Source organism: Clostridioides sp. LIBA-2809, assembly GCF_056688965.1.
Genome location: NZ_CP197004.1, coordinates 2223412 through 2244582, shown reverse-complemented (window position 1 = coordinate 2244582; position 21171 = coordinate 2223412). Strand labels below are relative to the sequence as shown.

21 protein-coding genes, 1 pseudogene and 1 riboswitch are annotated in these 21171 nt (G+C 27.0%); of the genes and pseudogenes, 19 read left to right on the top strand and 3 right to left on the bottom strand.

The annotated features are described in order from the left end of the window. Positions 1 to 244: 244 nt before the first annotated feature. From ACTG44_RS10825 to ACTG44_RS10810, 4 genes are all read left to right on the top strand, one after another. The gene (locus tag ACTG44_RS10825) at positions 245 to 820 is read left to right on the top strand and encodes an RlpA-like double-psi beta-barrel domain-containing protein (protein WP_021384908.1); all 576 of its coding nucleotides are present in this window, start codon (positions 245 to 247) and stop codon (positions 818 to 820) included. 99 nt (positions 821 to 919) lie between these two features. Further along, a complete protein-coding gene (locus tag ACTG44_RS10820; protein ID WP_021384903.1) occupies positions 920 to 1918 on the top strand; it encodes a DUF4003 domain-containing protein in 999 nt (332 codons plus the stop codon). A gap of 458 nt (positions 1919 to 2376) precedes the next feature. After that, positions 2377 to 3015 carry a lactate utilization protein gene (locus tag ACTG44_RS10815; RefSeq protein WP_479916879.1) on the top strand — a complete coding sequence of 213 codons (639 nt, stop codon included), beginning with the start codon at positions 2377 to 2379 and terminating at the stop codon, positions 3013 to 3015. Between the two features lie 26 nt (positions 3016 to 3041). Then, on the top strand, positions 3042 to 3941 hold the full coding sequence (locus ACTG44_RS10810) for a YegS/Rv2252/BmrU family lipid kinase (RefSeq protein ID WP_021384909.1): 900 nt from the start codon (positions 3042 to 3044) through the stop codon (positions 3939 to 3941). 105 nt (positions 3942 to 4046) lie between these two features. Here ACTG44_RS10810 and ACTG44_RS10805 read toward each other — a convergent pair whose 3' ends face one another. Beyond that, entirely contained in the window at positions 4047 to 5711 is a 1665-nt protein-coding gene (locus ACTG44_RS10805) for a glutamine--tRNA ligase/YqeY domain fusion protein (RefSeq protein WP_479918996.1), read from the bottom strand. Between the two features lie 292 nt (positions 5712 to 6003). Here ACTG44_RS10805 and ACTG44_RS10800 point away from each other — a divergent pair, with 292 nt between their 5' ends. From ACTG44_RS10800 to ACTG44_RS10770, 7 genes are all read left to right on the top strand, one after another. Then, positions 6004 to 6717 carry a hypothetical protein gene (locus ACTG44_RS10800; RefSeq protein WP_021384893.1) on the top strand — a complete coding sequence of 238 codons (714 nt, stop codon included), beginning with the start codon at positions 6004 to 6006 and terminating at the stop codon, positions 6715 to 6717. 160 nt (positions 6718 to 6877) lie between these two features. After that, a complete protein-coding gene (locus tag ACTG44_RS10795; RefSeq protein ID WP_479918995.1) occupies positions 6878 to 7441 on the top strand; it encodes a hypothetical protein in 564 nt (187 codons plus the stop codon). A gap of 307 nt (positions 7442 to 7748) precedes the next feature. Beyond that, positions 7749 to 9449: a hypothetical protein gene (locus tag ACTG44_RS10790; RefSeq protein ID WP_479916878.1), complete on the top strand. Its 1701-nt coding sequence runs from the start codon at positions 7749 to 7751 to the stop codon at positions 9447 to 9449. 170 nt (positions 9450 to 9619) lie between these two features. Further along, positions 9620 to 10237 carry a hypothetical protein gene (locus ACTG44_RS10785; RefSeq protein ID WP_021384904.1) on the top strand — a complete coding sequence of 206 codons (618 nt, stop codon included), beginning with the start codon at positions 9620 to 9622 and terminating at the stop codon, positions 10235 to 10237. A 111-nt stretch (positions 10238 to 10348) separates the two neighbouring features. Beyond that, a riboswitch (Lysine riboswitch) is annotated at positions 10349 to 10517 on the top strand. 81 nt (positions 10518 to 10598) lie between these two features. Then, on the top strand, positions 10599 to 11792 hold the full coding sequence (locus tag ACTG44_RS10780; RefSeq protein WP_479916877.1) for an aspartate kinase: 1194 nt from the start codon (positions 10599 to 10601) through the stop codon (positions 11790 to 11792). A 17-nt stretch (positions 11793 to 11809) separates the two neighbouring features. Continuing rightward, the gene (gene lysA / locus ACTG44_RS10775; protein WP_021384905.1) at positions 11810 to 13102 is read left to right on the top strand and encodes a diaminopimelate decarboxylase; all 1293 of its coding nucleotides are present in this window, start codon (positions 11810 to 11812) and stop codon (positions 13100 to 13102) included. Between the two features lie 204 nt (positions 13103 to 13306). After that, positions 13307 to 13963, top strand: coding sequence for a hypothetical protein (locus ACTG44_RS10770; RefSeq protein WP_479920443.1), 657 nt, complete (start codon positions 13307 to 13309; stop codon positions 13961 to 13963). A gap of 145 nt (positions 13964 to 14108) precedes the next feature. Here ACTG44_RS10770 and ACTG44_RS10765 read toward each other — a convergent pair whose 3' ends face one another. Continuing rightward, positions 14109 to 15194 (bottom strand): AI-2E family transporter, encoded by a 1086-nt coding sequence (locus tag ACTG44_RS10765; RefSeq protein ID WP_044213561.1) that lies wholly within the window; start codon positions 15192 to 15194, stop codon positions 14109 to 14111. Between the two features lie 191 nt (positions 15195 to 15385). On the opposite strand from ACTG44_RS10765, the gene ACTG44_RS10760 reads away from it, so the two are divergent. From ACTG44_RS10760 to ACTG44_RS10750, 3 genes are all read left to right on the top strand, one after another. Then, the gene (locus tag ACTG44_RS10760) at positions 15386 to 16102 is read left to right on the top strand and encodes a pseudouridine synthase (protein ID WP_479918994.1); all 717 of its coding nucleotides are present in this window, start codon (positions 15386 to 15388) and stop codon (positions 16100 to 16102) included. Between the two features lie 37 nt (positions 16103 to 16139). Beyond that, entirely contained in the window at positions 16140 to 16721 is a 582-nt protein-coding gene (gene mnmM, locus ACTG44_RS10755; RefSeq protein WP_479918993.1) for a tRNA 5-(aminomethyl)-2-thiouridylate-methyltransferase MnmM, read from the top strand. Positions 16722 to 17120: 399 nt separating this feature from the next. Then, positions 17121 to 17993 (top strand): MurR/RpiR family transcriptional regulator, encoded by an 873-nt coding sequence (locus ACTG44_RS10750; RefSeq protein ID WP_021384902.1) that lies wholly within the window; start codon positions 17121 to 17123, stop codon positions 17991 to 17993. 113 nt (positions 17994 to 18106) lie between these two features. Here ACTG44_RS10750 and ACTG44_RS10745 read toward each other — a convergent pair. Then, positions 18107 to 18376, bottom strand: a pseudogene (locus ACTG44_RS10745) (tyrosine-type recombinase/integrase); the annotation flags it as partial. An 821-nt stretch (positions 18377 to 19197) separates the two neighbouring features. Between ACTG44_RS10745 and ACTG44_RS10740 the strand changes: the two are divergent. The 5 genes from ACTG44_RS10740 to ACTG44_RS10720 all read left to right on the top strand — a co-directional run bounded on the left by ACTG44_RS10740 (position 19198) and on the right by ACTG44_RS10720 (position 20751). Continuing rightward, positions 19198 to 19449 carry a DUF1413 domain-containing protein gene (locus ACTG44_RS10740; protein ID WP_479918992.1) on the top strand — a complete coding sequence of 84 codons (252 nt, stop codon included), beginning with the start codon at positions 19198 to 19200 and terminating at the stop codon, positions 19447 to 19449. An 84-nt stretch (positions 19450 to 19533) separates the two neighbouring features. Continuing rightward, entirely contained in the window at positions 19534 to 19773 is a 240-nt protein-coding gene (locus ACTG44_RS10735; protein WP_479918991.1) for a hypothetical protein, read from the top strand. Positions 19774 to 19856: 83 nt separating this feature from the next. Next, positions 19857 to 20042 (top strand): DUF4177 domain-containing protein, encoded by a 186-nt coding sequence (locus ACTG44_RS10730; RefSeq protein ID WP_169470346.1) that lies wholly within the window; start codon positions 19857 to 19859, stop codon positions 20040 to 20042. 38 nt (positions 20043 to 20080) lie between these two features. Beyond that, positions 20081 to 20293, top strand: a complete 213-nt coding sequence (locus tag ACTG44_RS10725; RefSeq protein ID WP_479918990.1) for a hypothetical protein — start codon at positions 20081 to 20083, stop codon at positions 20291 to 20293. Between the two features lie 107 nt (positions 20294 to 20400). Then, a complete protein-coding gene (locus tag ACTG44_RS10720; protein WP_479918989.1) occupies positions 20401 to 20751 on the top strand; it encodes a hypothetical protein in 351 nt (116 codons plus the stop codon). The last annotated feature ends 420 nt before the right edge of the window (positions 20752 to 21171 follow it).

Below are 21171 nucleotides of genomic sequence, written 5' to 3'. Positions count from 1 at the left end.
AATTCTTAAATTCTAAAAAATAGAATGATTAAATAAAACCAATTTTATATATTAAAAGATTAACAAAACATATTTAGACAAAAAAGCTCTCTTCTATATAGTTCTAAGATAGAGGATTTATAAGGGGTTAAGGTGAATTAAATATAAGACAACTTCTTAAAGCGAATGGGTGTGGTATTTAAATCTAAATGTAGACATATAATATTAAATATGCTAATATATCAAAATAATAAGGGGGGAATTTATGAAGCTTAAGGAAGCATTGATTACATGTGTTGTATGTAGTGTATGTTTAACTCCATTATTGGTAAATGGAGAAACAAAAATAGATGCAGATCATTGTAAAGAATCTATAGTAAATATAGATACTATAGTAAAGTCTGGTAAAAGCTTTAATTCCAAATATAATCAAGGTATGAAAGACTATAAAAATAGTGATGAGTATAAGTTAAAATTACAAAAGAAGAAGCTACAAAATCAGTTAGGAATTAAAATAAAAAAGTTAGTACCCATAACTTTTGAAGTAAGTTATTATACAAGTCTTAACCAAGAAAATGGATATGGAGCTATAACGGCTACAGGAGATGATTTAGAAGATGGTTTTGTGGCAAACAATCACTTGAGTTTTGGAACTAAGATTATTGTAGATGGAAAATTAAAAACGGTTATGGATAGGGGGTCTAGTAAGTATTTTAGTAATTCTAATGCAATAGATGTATTTGTGCCCAAATGGAGTAATGAAAGTGAATCAGAGTACTATGATAGAGTTAACAATATGGGAAGGCATTATAAAAAAGGTTACATTATTGTTGAAGAATGATGCTTCTTAAAGTAATATGTGTTGATTGTAACGTTTAATATATATATAATGAATATAAAACTATTAAAATACAATGAGATATATTATTAGGAGGGCAATATGGAAGAATCTTTTATAAATGGAAAAGTAAATTTATTAGTAGAAAATTACAAGGCGTTAAATGAAGTTAAAGGTTCTTGGCAAATGGGACTAATCCAACATAGCTGTGCACTTGCATTTACCCTTAAGAACAAGAGAATAAGCCCTAGATTAGTTGAAGAGCGAATAGAGCTTATTAAAAAAAATACTGGAGTATTCTCTAATTTTAGAGGATATAATATATTTTATATGGCAACCCTACTTTCGTTTGAATCAAATCCAGAAAGTAGTTTTAAGATGATTTTGGAAATATATAAAGAACTTAAAAATGAAAAATTTTGGGGAGATACATATTTACCACTTACAGCATCAATAGTCTATGAGAATAGAGAAAAAATGGATTATATTACATGTATATCAAAAATGAAAACAATATATGAGTATATGAGGAAAAAGCATCCATTTTTAACATCTAGTGATGACTATTGTAATATAGCACTTATTGCAATTCATTCAAAAAATTTAGAAGAAGATTTAGAATATATAGAAAAATGTTACGAGTTTTTAAATAAAAATGGTTTTTATAAAGGAAATGACTTACAATCATTATCCCAAATTCTTTTGTTTAGTGATGATAGAACTATGGTTAAATGTAAAAAAACTATTGAGCTTAAAAAAGCATTTAAAGAAAGTGATTGTAAAATGAACTATTATGGATATCCAATAATAGGTGCAATTTCATTATTAGATTATAGAGAAGATGAAATAATAGAGAAGATAAAAAATGTTTCAAATAAACTTAAAGAAGAAAAAGGTTTTGGAAATTGGTCTTTAGGAAAAAGTAATAGAGTGATGATTAGTTCAGCTATAGTAGCTTCTATTTATGCAGATTCTATCCAAAATGAGAACAATATAGACTCTATAACGAATAATATATTTTTAAATATTGTTGTTGCTATACAAATTGCATGTGTAATGGCAGCGACTAGTGCAGCTATAGCATCTTCTTCATCAAATTAATAAAATATTATTTAAGTTGGATATAGTAAATTTAATAATGCAATTTATATGTTTAAAAAAGAATTAATATTACTTTTAAACTAACAGTGATATTTGATAATATGAAACATATAATTAATATATAGATTTTAATAAATACATAATACTACATACAATATAGGGAAAGTAGAAGAAATACATCTGCTTTCCTTTTTTGATTAAAAAATAGCTACGTACACTCGTGACTTTAGTCATGAGTTAGTAGCTAAAATAGTCAGCATATAGGGAAACTTATATGTAGAGATAGGATATAACCTATCCAATACTACTTGAATTAAAAAATAGTATTATGGATAAATTTATGAAAAACTTATTTAAGTTTTATATTGTATTTTTTTTTAGATGTACTAAAATAAACTTATAAAGAAAATAAAGTTTATGACCAATTAGTACATATTACAAATAAGGGGGAAGTTAAGATGGATCAAAATCTAAATTGGCTTAATGAAAAAAGAATAGAAAAAACAATAAAATCTCTAGAAAACAATAATATGAAAGGGTATTTGGTAAATAATAAGGAAGAGCTTCTTAAAAAAATTGAAGAAATAGTAAAAGTGGGTTCTCTAGTAGGATGTGGAGGCTCTATGACTTTATTTGAAACAGGAGTAATTGATTTTATAAGAGAAAAGTACGATTTTCTTGATAGATATGCAAAAGACATTAAACCAGAAGAAATGAAGGAAATCTATAGAAAATCTTTTTCGGCTGATGCTTATTTTACAAGTACCAATGCAATAACAGAAAATGGAGAACTTTACAATCTAGATGGAAATGGAAATAGAGTAGCTGCCATGATATATGGACCTGACAAAGTGATAGTTATAGCAGGAGTAAACAAAATAGTTAAAGATATAGATGAAGCTATAAAAAGAACAAAAACAATAGCTGCTCCAGCTAATTGTAAAAGATTAAATACAAATACTGGATGTAAGACTACGGGCATATGTATAGACTGTTCAAGCCCTGGAAGAATATGTTGTAGTTACACACTTATAAAAAGACAATTAACACCAGAAAGAATAAATGTAATTTTCCTAAACGAAGATTTTGGATACTAAAAGAATAAAATAAGTAAGGAGAAATAATGAAAAAAGTAAAACTTATATACAATCCTAATTCAGGTGAAAAAAAGATATTATCAAATTTGGACACGATTATAGAATTATATCAGGAACGAAATTATTTATTGATACCCTATAGATTGAATATTAAAGAACCAGTAAAGAATGCATTTAAGGAAGTGGATAGTTCTTATGACCACGTACTTATAGCAGGTGGTGATGGTACCATAGATTTAGTGGTAAATGCAATGAAAGAATTAGACATAAGAATTCCAGTTGGAATTTTGCCTACAGGAACTGCAAATGATTTTTCAAATGCTCTTCAAATTTCATTTGATATAAAAGAAGCTATAAAGAAAATCATAAATTCAAAACCGAAGAAAATAGACATAGGGAAAGTTAATAATAAGTACTTTATAAATGTGGCAAGTGCTGGTATGTTTACAGATGTATCACAAAGGATAAACACAGACTTAAAAAATTCATTTGGAAGAATTTCTTATTATATAAAGGGAATAGAAGAAGCATTGTATATGAGGAAGTTTAAGATAAAAGTATCTTCTGAAGAAATGTATTATGATGGAGATATGTATCTTATGTTGATTTTTAATGGCAAAACAGCAGGAAATATAAATCTAGCATACAAAGCTGAGATAGATGATGGTTATTTAGATGTAATTATTTTTAAGGGAATGCCAATTCCAAAATCAATACCAGTTTTGATAAGTGTGCTTAGAGGTGATTACTTAGATCAATATAATGGAAATGAAATACTGTACTTTAAAACTAAAAAAGTATATATAGAATGTGAAGATTCTCTTATAACAGATATTGATGGAGAAAAAGGTCCAGATTTTCCTCTTAGCATAGAATGTATAAAAGATGGAATAGAGGTTATGGGGATTAGTAGTGAAAAACGTTAATGGTTTAAAGTAAATTATAAAAACTCAAATAAAAAATTACTTCTAACTAAGGTTATTTATAGTAGAAGTAATTTTTTATTTAAGTCTTCATTTTTTATTGTAAGATTATTTAGCAGGTTTAAAGGAACTTTTTAGAGGAACTATTCTATTAAACACAAGTTTTTCATCAGTTGTATATTTGTTATCTATACTAAAGAATCCATTTCTAACAAATTGGAATTTATCAAAAGGTTTAGCATTCTTTACTTGTGTAGGCTCAACAAAACCTTGTAGTATTTCTAATGAATTAGGATTTATTTGTTCTAAGAAATGCTTACCTTCATTTTCAGGCACATCATCAAGAATTAATGGTTCAAATAATCTAAATTCACATGGTATAGCTGATTTAGCATCAACCCAATGTATTGTAGATTTTACTTTACGACCTGTAAATCCAGAACCACTCTTAGTTTCAGGGTCATAAGTTCCATGTATTTCAGTGACATTTCCATTTTCATCCTTAACTACATCAGTACATTTTACGAAATAAGCACCTTTTAAACGAACTTCATTTCCTGGGAAAAATCTAAAATATTTCTTAACAGGTTCTTCCATAAAATCATCCTGCTCTATATATAATTCTCTAGAAAAAGGAACTAATCTCTTTCCTTGAGATTCATCTTTAGCATTATTTTCTATTTCAAGCATTTCAATTTTATCTTCTGGGTAATTAGTTATAACTAGCTTTAAAGGTCTCAAAATTCCCATAGCAAGAGGTGCTTTTGGTTGTAGATTTTCTCTTAGGAAATAATCAAGCATTTGGCTATCTACTGTAGAATTAACTTTTGATACCCCTATTTCACTACAGAAATTGCGTAATGCTTCTGCTGTATAGCCTTTACGTCTGATACCAGATATTGTAGGAACACGAGGGTCATCCCAACCATCAACAACACCTTCATCTACAAGTTGTTTTAATTTTCTTTTACTCATAACAGTATTGTTTATATTAAGCCTAGCAAATTCTATCTGTCTAGGTACATTTTCCATTTCACACTCTTTGACAAACCAATCATAAAGAGGTCTTTGGTCTTCAAATTCTAGAGTACATATAGAGTGAGTTATTCCTTCAATTGCATCTTCAATTGGATGAGCAAAAGCATACATAGGATATATGCACCATTTATCTCCTGTATTGTGATGTGTTGAATGAGATATTCTATATATAATTGGATCTCTAAGGTTTATATTTGGAGAAGACATATCTATTTTAGCTCTTAATGTTTTTTCACCATCTTTAAATTCACCATTTTTCATTTTTTCAAATAAATCAAGGTTTTCTTCAATAGTCCTATTTCTATAAGGACTTTCTTTTCCAGGTTCAGTTAAAGTACCACGATATTCTCTCATTTCTTCTTGTGTCAAGTCACATACATAAGCCTTACCTTTTTTTATTAATATTAAAGCTCTTTTGTACATTTCATCAAAGTAGTTAGATGCAAAATTTAACTCGTTCCAATCAAATCCCAACCACTTAACATCTTCTTTTATAGATTCTACATATTCAACATCTTCTTTTAATGGATTTGTATCATCAAATCTTAAATTAGCTTTTCCGTTAAATTCCTTAGCTAATCCAAAATTAAGACATATACTTTTTGCATGACCAATATGTAAATATCCATTTGGCTCAGGTGGAAAACGAGTTATTATACTGTCATGTTTTCCTGTTTCTAGGTCATTTATAATAATATTTTTTATAAAGTTAGATGAGTTCGTTTCATTTGACATATTTTATACCTCCTATTTAATTTGCTTATAATACAGTACACTACACTGTATTGCATAATATTAATTTTAATCCAAGATTAGAAAAAAATAAAGGTGTAATTAAGAGTATTATGCAAAATATTAACTTTTATACTAAATTTATGTTTTTTACAGTTTATTTACAAAAAATGAGATTTGTTGAATTAATCCTCAAAAGACTGTATTATAATATGTATATTGTTAAGAATATTATGTGAAGTTAGTTATCTAAATTTATTTTAAATCTGTTGACAGATTTGTAAAGGAGACGATTATGGGAAAGGTTGCAAAAATTTTATTGAGTTTGCTTGTTATTGCTTTAGTGTTTATAGGTATTGTTGTATACATCTTGACACCAAAAGAGAGATATGATGTTAGTTCACAAAATAATGAAATTATAGATGAAGAATACTTGTCAAAAGGTTCATATATAAATTCCATGGAGGTAGTAAAAAATCCACTTAGAATGGTTGGAAAAGTGTCTGTTTCAGAGGATGAGTTTAGAAATTTAATATATACATTAATGCAAAAGCATGGGATTAAAGAGCTTGAAAATAATTTTGTTGAAATGAAAGATGGAAAAATAAAAGTAGCAGGACCATATAAGGTACTTGGATTAATAAATAGCCAATATGAGCTTGAGTTAAGACCTACTTTAAAAGGAGAAAATCTAATTGTGAGTCTTGAAAATGTGAAACTTGGTAGATTCAAGATAAGTGATAAGATGTTAGAAAAAATATTAAGTAACTATAATAAAAAAGTTCCATTTGAAGTTAATGGAAATAAGATTACTTTAGAAAAAAGTTATCTTTATCCAGTGACTCTTAAAAATATATCTATAAAAAAAGGAAATATTGACTTAGATATGGAAGTAGAAATAGATTTGAAATCACAAATAAATGGGGCATTAGGGTATTTGAAAGATTCTGGAAAGGCTCAAGATATACTAAATCATTTAATTAATTTAAAGAAAACAGCTGTTGGTTAAAAATATAGAAAACTTATATTTATATTTTTATTATATTTTATATAATATTGAAGTACTTTAAAATCAAAATTTGTAAAATAACATTTATTATGTTAGAATATTTTATGATATTAAGTTATAAGTATGTAATATTATTTAGTTACTAGATTGGGGGGAAATGATGAATAAAGTCTATATTGTAACAACATATACAGGAACTTTATTATCTTACTTAATAAGGAATATAAGTAAAAAACTGTATACACATGTGTCAATATCACTAAATGAAAATTTAAAGCCAATGTATTCTTTTGGGAGATTAAATCCAAGAAATCCGTTTATTGGTGGATTTGTTGAAGAAAATATAAATCAAGGATTATATGCTATAAGAAAAAATACTGTGTGTAGAGTATATTCATTAGAAGTAGATAATTTACAATATGAAAGTCTATTTAGAAATATAAAATTAATTAGTGATTATAGAGAAGATTACTATTATGATATAATGGCACTGATATATTTGCCAATGAATATTTATAGACAATCTGAATATAAATATGTATGTTCAAACTTTGTTGCTGATATGTTAGAAAAAAGTGAGATAGACATTTTAAATAAACAAGCATTTGAAGTAACTCCAAATGATTTTTATAATTTATCTGGTCTAACCTTGGAATATGAAGGTTTATTATCAGAATATAATTCTAGACAACATTCTTATGTATCAAAAATTGCAAACATCTAAAAATTTATTTTAGAGTTTATCATATAAAAACTATTGCTAGATAATTAGGCTGAAGATAGTAGTTTAACTTCGAGAGGATTAAGAATTCGTAAATCTTAGTTAAAACACTTTCTTCAGTTTTTAAGTTTCTGTGATTATTTGCATTTTTATAGTATTTTTGGGGTATATAGATTAGATATAATTAAATAAAATAGATATATAAATGTATAAAGATATCTTAACATATAAATAAATATGATAAATATTTATTTTTTGTAAATATATGGATATAATAGTAATAATAACATTTTGTAGAGAGGAGTATTAAATGAAACGATATCTTAAAACATATGGAGTTGCACTAATAATTGTAGTAATTTATGCATTTATTAAATTACCTGTACTTAGATTAGATTTCACATCTTTATTTTCAGTAGGAATAATTTTCTTTGTTGTGGCAGGAATATTGGATATGATGTTGGATAGAAATGAAAGAACATCTAAACTTGCCAAATATAATTTTTCAATAGCAATAGCTTTACTTGTGTATATTGTAGTTGTACCTTTTATAGCCTCTACACCTGTGTTTCATGCAAAGGCATATAAAGAACTATTAGGAAAAGTGACTGAAAGTAAATTTACTGATGATATTAGTCCTGTTAGTGTAAATGACATTCGTCTTGTAGATGAAGATATGGCCATGAAATTGGGTGATAAAAAGCTTGGAGAAGTTCCAGCTATAGGTAGTGTGTCAAAATTAGGAAAATTCCATATACAAAATGTGGATGGAGAGTTGTACTGGGTAGCACCTCTTGTTCATAGAGACATAATTAAATGGGTGACATCTTTAAGTGGTACAAGTGGTTATGTAAAAGTATCCGCAAGTAATCCTCAAGATGTTCAATTAGTTCAAGAAATAGATGGAAAGCCAATAAAGATAGTATACCAACCAGAAGCTTACTTACATCAAGATTTACAAAGACATTTATATATACATGGTATTGTAAATGTCGGTATGACAGATTTTACCCTTGAAATAAATGATGAAGGGAAGCCTTATTGGGTTGTAAGTTTATATGAGCATAAAATTGGTTATGGAGGAGCAAATGCTACAGGAATAGCCACTGTTGACGCAGAAACTGGAAAAATAAATGTTTATAATGTTAAGAATACACCTAAATGGGTAGATAGAATCCAGCCACAAGAATTTATAACAGACCAGATTAAAGACTGGGGTGTTTATGTTAATGGATTTTTAAATTCTGTTATATCAGAAAAAGGAGTATTAGTACCAACAGAAGGAACATCACTAGTTTATGGAAATGATAATAGGTCTTATTGGTATACAGGTATAACATCTTCTGGTGGAGATGAATCTACAATTGGATTTATGTTAGTTGACTCTAGAACAAAAGAAGCTAGATTATATAAACAACCAGGAGCTACTGAGACAGCTGCGATGAAATCAGCTGAGGGTAATGTTCAAGAAAAAAATTATGAAGCAACATTCCCTGTAATGTATAATATATTAGGTCAGCCAACATATGTATCATCATTAAAAGATAAGGCTGGTCTTGTAAAAAGAGTTGCATTTGTATCTGTTGAAGATTATAATGTGCTTGGTATAGGTGAAGATAAAAACGAAGCATTAAGAAACTATAAAGATTCATTAGAGTCTAAGGGAAATGATTTAAAACTTGATAATGACTTAAAAGACGAAGTCATAGAAGGTACAGTAACGAGAATAAGCCCAGATGTACGAGGCGGAAATACTAATTATTATGTAACTTTAGATTCAAATAAAGAAATAATATTCAAGGCCACTTCAAAAGTGTCTAGTGAATTGCCATTGACTCAAGTTGGAGATAAAGTTAAAATATCGTATTCAAAAGAAGCATCTGGTGTAATTGAAATGTCAGAATTTGATAACCTAAATATTGCAAACTTTGAAGACAAAAAAGCAAAAGAGGGAACAGGAACTGACGAAAATACAAACTCTCAAGATTCTGGAAATCAAGAGAATGTATAGTTTAACTTAAAAAGTCTGAAAATAGTATTTAATATGTTAATAGCTAGTTTTTATAAAATTTATTTTTATAAAAACTAGCTATTTTATTTCAATTCTTTGTAAATTTAATGTCATAAAATTAATATAATATTAGTACAACTTTGCAAATAATACTTCAAGGAGAATGTACTATGACAAATATGGAAAAAGAGATATTGCTTTTAATTAGCAGGGTTAGATGTGTTACAGAAGCTCAATTTAGAAAGATTTATGGAGACCAAAAGAGATATAATAAAAAAAACTTTAAAAAAACTTTGAGAAAAATGTGTAGTGAGTATACATTAAAAAAATATCCTTGTGATGTGGATTATTATAATTATAAAGACCTCTCATATGTATACTATTTAAATGGTAGTAAACTTTTTAAGGGAGATGATTTAATAAAGGCTCTAGTAGGGTCAGAATTAGTTGTTAGAATCAATACTGCAGGTTGTGATGTAAAAAGATTCTACCGAAATGTTAGTGTGGATGATATGAAATATGATTTATTTATTGAATATACAGACCAATTTGGTAATATAAAACAAGTTTTAGTAGATGTTGATTTAGATAATGAAATAGATATTTCTAAATATGAAAATCTTTCTAGAAAGATAGATAAATCTACAATTCCATTTTTTAAAGTGCCAAACGTTTTGGTAGTTACGCCAGATAATCTATCTGAATTAAATGACTTAGAGAGATACGATAATGAGTATAGCATAAATTTTATAGATTTAGGGTTAAATAAACTATTTAATTGTATATAAGCTAATTTTAAAAAAGAAGACTATGGATTTGCCACATTTTGTAAAATAATTGTTGCAATATTATATAGAATGTGATAAAACTATATTAATAAATTAATTAAAAAATAATGAGCCTAGGGTAGAGGTAGCTATATTCAATAGTATTCAATAAGAGCTGGTAAGTGTTGATGATTGATGAAAGGGTCTATAGCCGAAGAAAATTTGTTGACGGACGGATTTTCTGGACTTATGCATAATATGTATAAGGCTGTCACTTTTAAAGTGGTGAGCTACAAGGTTACTTGGTCTATGAGATTTACACGTCCAAAGTATACCTTTGGGCGTTTTTATTTATCAAAATTTAACTTGAGGGGGAAAAAGCATGAGTATAATTGTTCAAAAATATGGTGGAAGTTCAGTAGCAGATACTGATAAAATAAAATCAATTGCAGAAAATATAATAGAACGAAGAAAAGAAAATCCACAAATGGTGATAGTTGTATCTGCCATGGGTAAATCTACTGATGAATATATAAAATTGGCTAAAGAATTGAGTAATGAACCTAGTAAAAGAGAATTGGATGCATTGATGTCTACTGGAGAAATGATTTCAGCTTCTTTATTATCAATAGCATTAAATGCACTTGGATGTAAGGCTGTAAGTTATAATGCTTATCAATTAAATATAAAAACAAGTGGTCTTCATGGAAAGTCTCAAATTGATGATATAAATGTAAATAGAATTAAAAATAGTTTAGATGAAGGAAATGTCGTAATAGTAACTGGATTTCAAGGAATCAATGAAGATGGTGATGTAACTACTCTTGGAAGAGGTGGTTCAGATACATCTGCTGTAGCTCTTGCAGTCAAATTAAATGGAAAATGTGAGATATATACAGATGTTGATGGAATCTATTTTACAGACCCAAGAAAATATTCAAAAGCTAGTAAACTTGATGAGATTGAATATGAAGAAATGCTTGAATTAGCAAGTTTAGGGGCACAAGTAATGCACTCAAGAAGTATAGAACTTGCACAAAAATATGGTGTTGAAATTTATGTTGGACGTACATGTGGTACAGTAAAAGGAACATATATAAGAGGGGGAAAAGACATGAAATTAGAGGATAAAGTAATAACAGGATTAGCTACTAGTGATGATGATAGTTCTATAACAATAAAAGATTTTAAAGCAGAAAATATATCTAGTTTATTTGAAGATATAGCAACTATTGGAATAAGTGTAGATATGATAAGTCAAACTGCACCTATTTTAGATAAGATAAGTGTATCATTTACAGTTCCAAAAGAAGAACTAGGTGAATGTAAAAAGATAGTATCTAAATATACAGATGAAGAACATGTAGTAATTGATAATAATATCACTAAATTTTCTTTAGTAGGTCTTGGTATGAAAAATACTTCTGGAGTTGCTGCTAAAGTATTTAAGATATTTAATGAAAATGGTATAATGATAAAACTTATAACTACATCAGAAATTCGTATAACTTGTGCTATAAATTCTGATGATAAGCAAGTAGCTATAGAGAAAATAGCAGAAGTATTTAATATATAAAATTTGGGGAGGATATTATGAAACTTCATGGAACTATGACCGTAAATGATAATGAATTATATATTGGAGGAGTGAGTTGTTTAGAACTTAGTAAAAAATATCAAACTCCACTTTATGTATTTGATGAAGCTTTAGTAAGACAAAACTGTAGAGAATATGTAGAATATTTTAAAGCAAAAGATGGAAAAAATAAGGTTGCTTATGCAGGTAAGGCTTTTTTACCTCTTTACATGTGTAACCTTATAAATGAAGAACAAATGTGCCTAGATGTAGTTTCAGGAGGTGAATTATATACAGCTTATAAGTCAAACTTTCCTATGGAAAAAGTTTTCTTCCATGGAAATAATAAGACTAAAGAAGAAATAAATATGGGATTAGATTTAGGTGTAGGTAAATTTGTAGTAGATAATTTTTATGAATTAGACTTGATTGAAACACTATGTGAAGAAAAAGGTAAGACTCAAGAGATATATTTTAGAATAACACCTGGCATAGAAGCTCATACACATGATTATATAAAAACTGGTCAGATAGATTCTAAATTTGGATTTGCCTTAGTAAATGGAGATTTGTTTAGAGCTATAGAAAAATTAAGTGAATACAAAAATATCAAACTTGTGGGTCTTCATGCTCATATAGGTTCGCAAATATTTGATGTAGAGCCATACATAGATACAGTAGATATAATGATGAACTTGGTAAAAGAAATAAAAGAAAAATTCAATATACAATTAACAGAAATTGACTTAGGTGGAGGTGTAGGAGTTTATTATAGTAAAGAAGATAAGCCTAAAACTATAAAAGAATTCTGTGAGACTATAATTACTAAAGCAGAAAGTTCATGTAAAGAGCTTGGAATAGAAATGCCTATACTGGTAATAGAGCCAGGTAGATCAATAGTTGCAAATGCAGGAAGTACATTGTATACAGTAGGCTCAATAAAAGATATAAAAGATGTTAGAGTGTATGTAAGTGTGGATGGAGGTATGACAGACAATGTAAGACCTTCTCTGTATCAAGCTAGTTATGAATGTAGTATTGTAAATAAAATTAACCATGAGACTATGAATCATGTAACAATAGCTGGAAAATGTTGCGAGAGTGGAGATATATTGATTGGAGATATAGATATAATGGATATTAAAAGTGGAGACATACTTATAACAACATCAACAGGTGCATATGGATATTCAATGTCTTCGAATTATAATAAGATACCAAGAGCGGCGGTAGTCTCAGTATTTGATGGAAATGACAAGATAATATGTAAGAGACAAAGTTATGAAGACTTATTGTCTTTAGAAATATAGAATAAAAATTAAATATTAAAGTTTATTTTAAGTAGATTTGCTAAGGTGTATATAGCTCTAAATTAATTTTTAGTTTGTTGTAGTTATACATAGCATATCTACTTATTTTTCATTTTACTAACAAATTTCTTGTAATAAATATAAAATATTTTAAAAACTTCCTAATTATGATAAAATTTAAAGTATATAACAAGGAGGGGTTTAATGAGAGGAAGAGTAATTTTATTAATATCGATATTATCTATATTTCTTGTAGGATGTTCATTTAATAATAAAGATGAAATAAATTTAACTGAGCAAGGAAAAACATACTTAGAAAAACATGACTATAAAAAAGCTATGGAATCATTGTCCTCTGCATTAGAAGAAGACAATACTAATGAGAATGCAAGGGCTATGTACATGCAAGCTATGAGAATGTCAAATATGATTGAGTTTGAAGAAGTAAAAAATTACGAGGATGCAATTAAGGAACTTAAGCTTATAGAGAAAATAAAAAATGGTTCATCTGTTATTAAAGAAGAAGCAACCAAAAAGAAAGAGGAATTAACGAAGTTAGAAAAAGAGCAAAATGAAGCAGAAGAGCAAAGAAAGAAAAAGGCAAAAGATACAGCAGGAGAAGATAGATATAGAGTAGAATCTGATGCAAGGAAAACTTCTTACAGTAGAAATAATGAAAGTAATAAATCTAGTTCTAAAAATGACAATAAAAAATCAGATGATGATAAATCTGATAATAATAATGGTTCTTCTCAGAATCAAGAAAAACCAAATAATAATCCAACACCAACACCACCTTCTCCAGAGACTAGTGGGGGCTCAGATAGTGGTGGAAATTCTCAAAACTCAAATAATCAATAAAGATAAAATACATATATGTAATTAACAAAATATGTATTATAAAAAATTAACTCTTAGCAAACATAATTTGCTAAGAGTTAATTTTTTTAAAATAATAGAAAGGAGTTAATTTGCAATTAAAAATTAAGCGTGCAATAAGTATAAGTTATTGTAATCGATTGTCTATATATTTATCAACATAAGTTTTTACAACAGCTGCTATTGGTACTGAAAGGAAAACACCTATAAAACCAAATAAAGATTGACCTATTAAAATTGCAGAAATTACCCATATAGCACCTATTCCAACTTGATTACCCATAACTTTTGGTTCTATAAAGTTTCCATCTAATTGTTGTAATATAAATATAAATATAACAACCCATATAGTTTTTTGTGGGCTATATAAGATTGTCATAGCTATTGGAGGTATTGCACCAATGAAAGGACCAAAATATGGTATTATATTACCTAAGAATATTATTGAAGCCAAAAATAAAGCATTTTCTATTCGAATAACAAATTGAAATCCTAAGAATGCAATTATACCAATAATAAGAGAATCTAATATTCTACCAATTAAATAATCATAAAAAATATCGTGAGTAGTCCTAAAGAATTCTATAATATCATCTGCTTTGTTTCTAGCAGTAGAAGAGTATAGTAATTTCTTAAATCCCAACGCAATTTTTTCTTTGTCATATATAATATATATAGACAGTATAAATCCCATTGTCATATTAAATAGCATAGAAGATATGCTAAGTGTATAGGCTAATAGATTTTTAGGAATTCTACTAATAAAACTATTTGCCTCTTTTAATACATTATCTAAGCTATGCTGTATATGAGGAATTAAAGTTTTTAAAAAATCTATGTTTGACATATTTTTTTCTATAAAATTGTTTATATAATCAGTATACAGAGGCATTTCATTTATTAACCTATTTAATGTATTAGCAATTGATGGAATCAATAATCTAATGCCAAAAGCTAAAATAAGCCCTATAAGTATATAAGCTAAAAAAATGGCTAAAAGCCTATGTGTTTTAAATTTTATTTCAAAAAGCATTACTAATGGATTTAGAAGCAAAGCAAGCAAAATGGCTAGAAAAAATGGGCCAAAAAACTTTAAGAATCCTTCAATGCTTGATATAAAATCTGATGGAGTATTAACAAATTTAAAAAATAAAATTCCAATAAACACAACTATTAAATAGTATTTTACATTTTCTTTTGAAATATTAATCACTTCCTTAAAATAGTGTTTAATCAGCTATTACATATTAATAGTATGTGAAAAGAAATTACAATTATTTAGGAAAATTAAATAATTTTTTGGCTTGTTTTTAATTAAGGTCTAGTATAGTATAATAATGTAGCAAAATTAACATTGATAAAAATATTAAATAACATATAATTTAAGATAAGAAAGGATTATGTATGAGAATTAATAAGTATATAGCATCTTGTGGAATTGCGTCTAGAAGAAAAGCAGAAGAAATTATTCTTGAAGGAAGAATAAAAGTAAATGGAAATGTAGTGAGAGAATTATCATTTAACATTGAGGAAGAAAAAGATATAGTAGAACTTGATAATAAAAAAATAAAACTAAGCGAAGAATATGTCTATATAGTATTAAATAAACCAGAAGGATATATAACTACAGTAAAAGATCAGTTTAATAGACCAAGTGTAATAGATATAATTAAAGATATAAAAGAAAGAGTATATCCAATAGGAAGACTAGATTATGAGACTAGCGGATTATTAATACTTACTAATGATGGAGATTTAACATATAAACTTACTCATCCAAAACATGAGATTAATAAAACATATGTAGCAAGTGTGAAGGGTATTGTAAGTAATGATGAAATAAAAAAATTTGAGAGAGGATTAAAAATAGAAGATTACACAACAGCACCTGCTAAAATAAGAGTAACTAAAGAAAATAAAGAAAAGAATTATTCTGTGTGTGAAATAACTATACATGAGGGAAGAAATAGACAAGTAAGAAAAATGTGTAAAGCTATAAATCATCCAGTTTTAAATTTAAGAAGGATTTCTGTAGGTAAAATAGTATTAAAAGATATAAAAGTTGGAGAATATAGACACTTAACGAAAGATGAAATAAAATATTTAAAATCAATAAAATAAGAGTGAAATAAGGTTAACAGTAGGGAGAAATAGTATTATGGCATATGCAAAATATTTAACTAAAATTACAGATATAAATAAATTTTATTTAGAAAAGGTTGTAAGTGAGGGTGATATAGTAATTGATGCTACTATGGGAAATGGATATGATACAATATATCTAGCTGAGAAGGTCGGAGAAAAAGGGTTTGTATATGCTTTTGATGTACAAGAGGAAGCAATAAAGTCTACAAGAAAAAAGTTAGAAAAAGAAGGATATATGAACAGAGTAAAATTGATATTAGATGGTCATGAAAATATGGATAAATATATAAAAGAAGAAGTTTCATGTGTTTTATTTAATTTGGGGTATCTTCCCAGAGCAAAACATTCAATTATAACCAAACCAGACACAACTTTAAAAGCTCTAAAGTTGAGTTTAGAAAGATTAAAAGAAAATGGGATAATAAGTATAGCTATATATACAGGACATGATGGAGGTCAAGAGGAAAAAGATTGTATATATAATCTTATCAATAATTTAAACCAAGATGAATTTAATGTTTTAGAATCTAAGTTTTTAAATCAAGTCAATAACCCACCACAATTGATTTTAATTGAAAAGAAAAAATCACAGTAAATACTAAAAAAAACTTGACAAGATTCTATTAAGAGTTAATATATATATTGTGACCCCTTAAAAATACTTTAAATAATAAGCATACGATAGTTTGCTTTCAAAATAAAATATACACTTGAATATGCAAAATAAGATGGGAAACTTTTAAATGAGTAAAAATTGAAAAATTTAAAAGAAATATTGGATAAATATTAAAAAATGCAAGGAAAGATGGTATAATAAATTTAATCGAAAATACTATGTGATGTATAAGGTACAGAAAAGTTAGAATTTTATGAGTTTAAGAAGGTATGATAAAAACTAAGATGAAGTTGAGATAAAAACTAAATAATAGAATTTTTAGAAAAAAAGACAGTTTAACAAAAACAAAATAGTTTATATAACTAAAAGGAGAAAAAAATGGAAGAAACAAATGAAATGAAGGACAGTAAACATTTGATATCAAATATACAATCTCAGTATACGAGATTGAGTAAAGGTCAAAAACTTATAGCACAATATATTTTAAATAATTATGATAAAGTTGCATTTATGACTGCATGTAAATTAGGTGAAACTGTAGGTGTAAGTGAGTCTACTGTTGTAAGATTTGCAAATGCCTTGGGTTATAGTGGATATCCTAAATTACAAGCAGCACTTCAAGAACTCATAAAAAATAAGCTAACTACAGTACAAAGAGTTGAAATGGCACATGATTATTCCGATGATTTTGCAATATTGAACAAAGTTTTAAAGAGTGATATAGATAATATAAGGTCTACATTAGAAGAAATTGATGAAAGAGCATTTAAGGAAGCTTCTAATAAACTTTTAAGAGCTAGAAAAATATACATTCTTGGTATGAGAAGTTCTTTTGTGGTAGCTCAATATTTAGGTTTTTACTTAGATATAATACTTGACAATGTGCATATAATTAGAATGGATATGGGAGATGCTTTTGAGCAGATTGTAAGAATAAATGAAGAAGATGTTATAGTTGCGATTAGTTTCCCTCGTTATTCAAAAAAATCTTATCAAATTGTTGATTATGCTAAGGAAAAAGGAGCACATGTAATATCATTAACAGATAGCTTGTTTGCACCAGTAGCATCACTTGCAGATAATACTCTTTTAGTTAAAAGCAATATGGCTTCGTTTGTAGATTCTTTAGTTCCAGCACTTAGTATTTCAAATGCTCTTGCTATATCTGTTGGAATGAAGGAAAAAGAAGATATTAAACAACACTTTGATGATTTAGAACAAATTTGGAAGAGATATTCTGTATATGAGTAAAGTTTGCATATTAATAAATAATTTCAAGGATTAAAACGTTTAAATCTAGCCCTATTTAAACAAAGATATTATAAAAAAACTGACTGACACTTAACTGACAGTCAGTTTTTTGTTTATCTGAATAACATTTTGCTTAAATTATTAGAGGCTTCTTTGTCCATTTTCTCTAAAACATGAGAATATGTATTCATAGTTATTTTTATATCTGTATGACCCAACCTTTTAGAAACCACTTTCATATTAGTACTTCTCAAAAGTAGCAAACTAGCACTTGTATGTCTTAAATCATGTATTCTTATTTGTCTCAAATTGTTTTCTTTGATAAATATGTGAAAATTTTTTGATAATACCTTTGGTAGCCAGGGGCTGAAATTTCTATTTAGATATACTAACTGTGTTTTATATTAACTATGTGGTATGTAAATGACTTTGATTATACTAAATTAAAAGAGATTGATGTAGTTTTACATTAACTAAATAGTATGAGAATTATTGTTGTTTAAAAAAATTTAAAATCAAAAGAAGAAAAAGACTATGATAAGTATAGATTTAATTTTAATTATCATAGTTTTTTATTGTGAATATAGATAACTAAATATAAGAGCTGGTCAATCAATAAGTTCAATATCAATAGCATTATTTGGAAAGAAAGCCTTAATAGAGCAGGAATCACTTTTTAAATTGTTGGATTACAAAGTAAATTAAAACTATAGCCACTTTTAAATGCTGAAAATGTGCAGTTTTTTGTTTCAGACATAAGATAATAGTATTGTGGAAATGAAATGTTTCCATCTCAAAATTAAAAATATATTAAGAGATTATTATAGATTATATGAACATACTAGGCAAATCATGAGGATGCTATTTGTTTAATTCTGACTATGTTCAAAATCTATTGACTATATTAAGTATTTGAATTGAGATTAAAAATCTCATACAATTTTATTTTAATTCAGAGGTCTAAAAATTGAGTGAGGCTTGGCAATCTCACTCACTATACAAGTAATGGTTTAATCTAGGTTTAATTCCCAGAAACTGCAACATATTATGTATCTCCCTAAAGATACTAAGTTCGTCCATATTTAGTATTTTTTACTTTTTAGATTATGATTTTTAGTATAACCATGAGACTATATTTGACTGTAAGATAATAAGCTGTTACTATATATCTAATAACCATTAGTTTATAAAGAGGTGGTCAAATATGAAAATAGATTCAAGTACAACTCTACAAGATTTATTTGAAATATCAAAAAATACAATTTCTGATTTAAAAACTAATGAGGTATTTATAGTCAAAGAATTATTTAGGGGTTTCGAGTGGAATAGAATTTCTGAAAGTAGTCGTGCACAATTAGGTTCAAAATTTTTTAACTACGCAAATAATGATGGTAATTCCCATATAGAAGTTTTAGATAAGACACTAAAAAATCAGCAAAAATATAAAAAACTTTAATTTAAAAGGATTTAGCTAGTGGACTAGGTCTTTTAATGTGTGATGATAATATGAAAGAAAATAATTAATTAAAGAGGTATAAATATGAAATGTCCTAACTGTGGAAGTGAAAATATAGAAATAGGTATTTTAACAACTGGAGGTATATATGCTGAAACTATTGGATTGAAGTATATAGGAGATGGAAAGTTAGATAAAGTTATAAATAAAACTCTTCCTGTACAATCCATTATCTATTCAGATTTATGTTTAGACTGTGGTGAAATAGTGAGAACTTACATAAAAGATAATACCAATAAGAAATGGTGTAAAAATAAAAAATAGATTAAATTAAAAGGTCATTTTGATAGATGGTCTTTTTTATACTATGGCAATATAAAAGAAAATAATTACTAGGAGGTATGGATATGTATGAGTATAAATTTTTTCAGTTACCAGCTACACCACTTTTTAATAAAGGTAAGACTATAAATGATGTACGGATACCTATTTTAGAAGAGGAATTTAATAATCTAGGAAAAGATGGATGGGATTTATTTCAGATAAATTGGATTGAAGGTATTGCTGTATTTAAAAGAGAAATTAAAGAATAAATTAGTGTATAATAAAATAAAACATAAGGGAGATAACTATGAAATGTCCTAATTGCGGTAGCGAAAATATAGAGCAAGGTATTTCTACAGTTAGCGAATCAGGATTTGTTATATATAAAACTGGTTTAGAATATAATACAAGATTTTCCTCTAAGGTATCTAAAACATATTCTGACTTATGCTTAGATTGTGGTGAAATAGTGAGAACTTATATAAAGGGGAAGACTGACAGAAATTGGTGTAAAGATTAGAAATAAAAATACATAAGATTTAAAATGATTATCTTTATAGAGGGTATTTTATCTTTTAAAAATTAAATCTATGGGAAAATAACCTAAATTAGTTAGGAGTGATAACTATGAAGAAAAATATTTTAGGGACATTGCTACCATTACTAACAATGATTATAATATTTGTTCTATCATTTGAAAATATAATAACTAATAGTTTAGGATTAAGCAATATGGATATAAAAGGAGCTCTTATTTTAGGTATAGTATTATTTATTCCATTTTCATTTTTAGTTAATGGTATAATATGTGCTATCAAGCAAATAAATTGGAAAATTCCAGCATTAATATCACTTCTAGGCTCGATTATTATTATGATATATCTAAAATTTGATAGTACAGAAATGGCATTGTATTTATCATATTATTTTATAGCATATTGTATTGAATATTGGGTAACTAGTTCAATGAAAAAATAAATTAAAAGGTTATCTTAACCGATGGTCTTTTTTTATACAATAAATTAAAAGGAGAATGAAATTATGAAATTTGAAGAAGTATATAAAAAGATTAAAGAATTAATAGAAATTATTTAAACTAATCTTAGGGTCTGTTGGCTAATAATTAGCTTTATTCTTTATTATATGATATAATGTAAAATAGAGATAAGGAAGTGGTTAGTATAGGAATATTAAAAAGTGCTGAATTAATTAGGAAGATAGCACAAAGAATTGCTAGAGAAAAAGGAATAAGAGAGCAAGAGGCATGAAATGATGCTGTTACAGAGTATAAACAAAAACATAGATACTTAGTCTAGAGAATCATCTTTATAGATGGTCTTTTTTTATGTAAGAAGTTTGTGTAATAAATTAAAAATAAATGTAAAAAATATTATACAA